Here is a 4,349-nt window from a genome sequence, read left to right on the forward strand (position 1 = left end):
CCGGGTGCGACTCCCGCGACCCCCCCGCCCGCCAGGGCGTAGGCGCAGTCTCGCGCTTCCCCGCGCTATCGCTAACCGCCGAGGGCGACGGCAGTCCGTTGCTGCGTAGCGTCTACGCAATCCGTGCCATCCTCTCCGAAAGCCTCCAGCGCAGCATGCCGGAGCCCGCTTCCGCCCTGGCCCGCTCCCTGCTCCTCGGCCAGCGCCGAGGCCTCCCTGACGAGGTGCGCCATGACTTCATCGAGACCGGCACGAGCCACCTTCTCGCCATCTCCGGCCTCCACGTCGCCATCATGCTCGGCGCGGCGCTGGCGCTTGGCCGCCTCGCTTTCGGTGGCGCGCGATGGGCGCTCCTGCTGGCCCTCGCCGCCATATGGGTCTACGCCCTCGTCAGCGGCATGTCCCCCTCCGTGACCAGGGCCGCCCTCATGGGCAGCGTCTTCCTCCTCGCCCGCGCCCTCGGCCGCGAGGGATCTAGCCTCCCTGCCCTCGCTGCGGCCGCCGCCGTCATGACCGCCCACGACCCCCGACTGCTCGGCAATGTCTCCTTCCAGCTGAGCTTCACGGCGGTCGCCGGTCTGCTCCTCCTCGCGCCCCCGCTGGAAACCCAACTCTCGCGCGCCGCCGAGCGCCTAACCGGCCCCGAGGGCGCCCCGGCCGCCCTCGGCCGCGCCACGGCGTCGGCCCTTGCGGCAGGTATCGCCGCGACGCTCGGCACACTCCCCCTCGTTGCCCTCGTCTTTGAGCGTGTGTCCTACCTCGGCATTCCCGCAACGCTTCTGGCGTTGCCCGCGCTTCCGCTGGCCCTGGCAGCCTCGGCCATAACCGCGGTTGCGGGCGTGGTGTGGACGCCGCTGGGAATCGCGACTGGGTGGGTCGCATGGGCGCCCCTGTCCTACTTGCTGGCGCTCGTCGGCGCCGCCGCGAGACTGCCCGGCGGCCTGTTGGAACTCGGCGGCGCGACGCCCGCGATGGTCTGGGGCTACTACGCTCTGCTCGTTTGCGCAGCCTACGGCCTCCGCCGCACACAGGGTGGCGAAGACGGTCCGGTTCGCGGCGGCCCGCGAGTGCTCTCGCTCGGCAATGGACGCCTGAGATGGGCTGCCCTCGCGTTACTCCTCGCATGTGCCGTCCTCTGGACCGCCGCCGTAACGTCGCCCGACGGCCGCCTAACCGTCACCTTCCTCGACGTGGGGCAGGGCGACGCCATCTTCATCCAGACGCCGTCAGGAAAGCAGCTCCTCATCGACGGCGGCCCCGATCCGGAGGTCCTGCAGCGGGAGCTCGGCAACGTCATGCCCTTCTGGGACCGCAGCCTCGACGTAATCGTCCTGACGCACCCCGACGCCGACCATCTGAACGGCCTGGTCTCCGTCCTGGAACGCTACGACGTCGCCCTCGTCGCCGAGACCGGCGTCGCATCAACGTCCGCCCAGTACGCATCTTGGCAGCGACTGCTCGCCAACCGACATGACCCCCAGACGCTGGACGCGTTCGCGGGGCAAGAGCTCCGCATCGGCGACGGCGTCGTGATCCGCGTCCTACACCCAGCCGAGGACGTGCCAGCGTGGACGCCCGACCTCCGCAACAACAGCGGCGTCACGCTGCGGTTGTCCTACGGCGATGTGTCCTTCCTGCTTCCCGCCGACATCCACCGCTACGCCGAGGAGGCGCTCGTCGCCTCCGGCGCGTCCCTGCGGGCGACGGTGCTTAAGGCAGCCCACCACGGCTCCGCAACATCGTCATCCCAGGCGTTTTTGGAAGCGGTGCAGCCCGAGTACGTCGTGGTGAGCGCCGGCGCTGAAAACAAGTTCGGCCACCCGGCGACAGAGGTGGTCGAGCGGCTGACCGCAATGGTCGGTGAGGAAGACCTGTACGTGACGGCGGAGCACGGCCGCGTGGGGTTCACCACCGACGGGGTGCGGCTGTGGCGCGACACCCAACGATAGTGGGAGGCCTCAGGACACGCGCCAGACGCGGCCCGTCCACTGCAACATCCCCCAGTCGAGCTCCACGCCAAGCCCCGGGCCTCCGGTGAGGTGCAAACTGCCGTCAACGATGCGTTCAGCCGGCGCCAGCAGCGTCGAGCGCCAGTCCGCCTCGTAGACCGCGTGCTCCAGCGGCAGCGACCCTGCCACGGCGGCGCTGACGTGCCCGCTCGTCAGCAACGACAGTGGACCGGACGGGCAGTGAAGCGACACGCCGCCTCCCGCAGCGATGGCCGCTCTGCCGGCCCTTACAGCAGCAGCGGCTCCTCCGCAAAACTTCACGTCCGGCATAACAATCCCAAGTGTGCCGCTTGAAACAAGACTCTCAAACGAGGCCTCGCCATATCCGTGCTCGCCTCCCGCGAGGGGCAAGGAGATGCGTTTGGCAATTTGCGTCAGTCCAGCCGGGTCCTTGCTTGGGTCGAGCGGTTCTTCGAACCATGCCACCCCAAAGTCTGCCAGCTCACCGGCCACCCTAATAGCAGACTCTAAGTCGAAGCGGCTGTGGCAGTCCACCATAAGCGCCACGTCCGGGCCGATGGCTTCCCTGATCGCAGCTACCCGCTCGATGCCGGTGTGCGCAAGGCGAATCGCCTCGTCGGTTGGCGTTCCCGGCGCCACCTCGTCGAACGGTGCGCACTTGACGGAGCGGAAACCCTCGCTCGCAGCTCGCTCCGCGGCTGCCGCAAACTCCGCTGGCGTCCGCCCTGACGCGAAGAGGCCTCGGTTGATGTTGGCGTACAGCGGCACGACGGCTGGTGCGCCCCCTAGCGCCTCGGCCAAGCTGACGCCGCTCTTGAGCGCCTGGATAACGCTCACCGCCGTACGTAGTGCACTCACCGCCGTGGCGTTGGTCAGGTCCGCCCCAAGCGATTGGTCGTCGACGTCCAACATGATGGGCACGTCGTCCTCGGAGGAAATGGGCGTGCCTCTTAACAGCGAGACAGCGTGGTCAATCTGCCCAACGACGCCCTCTGTGATGCCCGCCGCGGTGATCTCCACCTCGGCCGCGGCGCCTTCCGTGTCCCAGAACCGCGCGAAGACCCACTCTGTCCGCGCCGTAACATCAATCGCGGCAAAGTCGACATGGTGAAGGCGTACGGGAGCGAGGGACATGCCTACGCCTCCACCCAGCATGCCGCCGCGTGGTCGGGCTCGCGCACCGTCAGCGTCGGCGTCTCCGCCCGGCACTGGTCGATCGCGTAGGTGCAGCGGGGATGAAAGGCGCAACCGGTGGGGAGGTGCGCAAGGTCAGGCGGTGTCCCCTCGATGGTGGAGAGCTTGGTGCCACGGCCCTGGCTGAAGCGCGGCACGGACTGCAGCAGCCCCTTGGTGTAGGGGTGCTGCGGGTTCTGGAAGAGGTCTACTGCCCTCCCGTTCTCCACGATCTTGCCTGCGTACATGACGTTGACGCGGCTGGCGTACCGGGCAATGACGCCGAGGTTGTGCGTGATGATGAGCACCGCCGTCCCCGTCTCCGCCGAGAGCCGCTGCAGCAGCTCCAGGATCTGCGCTTGGATGGTCACGTCGAGGGCTGTGGTGGGCTCGTCCGCTATGAGCAGCTTCGGGTTGCAGCTCAGCGCCATCGCAATCATCACACGTTGGCGCATGCCGCCGCTGAACTGGTGCGGGTAGCTTTTCAGCCGGTCGGCGGCGTCGGGAATCCCGACCATGTGCAGGAGCTCTGCGGCGCGGGAAGTCGCCTCCCGCTTGCCTATTCGCAAGTGGACCTCAAGAGCCTCTGTGATCTGCCGCTCGACGGTCAGCACCGGGTTGAGCGACGACATGGGCTCCTGGAATACCATGGCAATGTCGTTGCCGCGCACCTCTCGCATGTCGGCGTCGCTGAGCTGCAGCAGGTCGCGCCCCTCGAACTCGATTGAGCCCCCGACGATGCGTCCCGGCGGGCTTTGAACGAGCCGGAGTAGTGAAAGGGCGCTGACGCTCTTGCCGCAGCCGCTCTCCCCCACGAGCCCGACCGTCTCGCCCTCTTGGATGTCGTAGCTGATGCCATCGACGGCCTTCACCGTGCCCTCCCGGGTGGTGAAGTATGTCCGCAGGTCATTGACGGTGAGCAGCGTGGACAAGGGGCCTTCCTCCATCGGGCGGAATTCGGGCTCAGTGTGAGGCCTTAGCATACGCAGGCCATAGCGATAGTGGCAATGCGGGTGCAGGGACCTTCCCCGGAACCGTCTTCCCCGCGAAAGCCCGCCCCGCACCCGTTTTCGGGACGGAAACCTCCCCAACCGCCATTCCTGCGAATGCCCCGCAGCGGTTGTGGCGGACGGAATCCAGAGGGGAGGCGGGGGGGCGCCCCCCACCCCCCCACCCCCAACCCCGCCACGACGGCGTGGCCCCCCC

The 4,349-nt window shown here is 68.3% G+C and carries 3 protein-coding genes; 1 reads left to right on the forward strand and 2 read right to left on the reverse strand.

Annotated elements, in window-relative coordinates:
- Positions 1-1,949: ComEC/Rec2 family competence protein (locus OXC99_07920; protein ID MCY4624910.1), on the forward strand; the 1,949-nt coding region annotated here is incomplete at its 5' end.
- Positions 1,950-1,958: 9 nt separating this feature from the next.
- On the opposite strand, the gene OXC99_07925 is transcribed toward OXC99_07920, so the two are convergent.
- Together OXC99_07925 and OXC99_07930 are read right to left on the reverse strand one after the other, a co-directional pair.
- The gene (locus OXC99_07925) at positions 1,959-3,104 is read right to left on the reverse strand and encodes a hypothetical protein (protein ID MCY4624911.1); all 1,146 of its coding nucleotides are present in this window, start codon (positions 3,102-3,104) and stop codon (positions 1,959-1,961) included.
- 2 nt (positions 3,105-3,106) lie between these two features.
- Complete coding sequence (locus tag OXC99_07930; protein ID MCY4624912.1) at positions 3,107-4,075, reverse strand: ABC transporter ATP-binding protein; 969 nt, start codon at positions 4,073-4,075, stop codon at positions 3,107-3,109.
- Positions 4,076-4,349 lie beyond the last annotated feature (274 nt).

The sequence above is a fragment of the Chloroflexota bacterium genome (assembly GCA_026713825.1).
In the GTDB taxonomy this organism is placed as follows: Bacteria; Chloroflexota; Dehalococcoidia; order Lucifugimonadales; family UBA1127; genus UBA1127.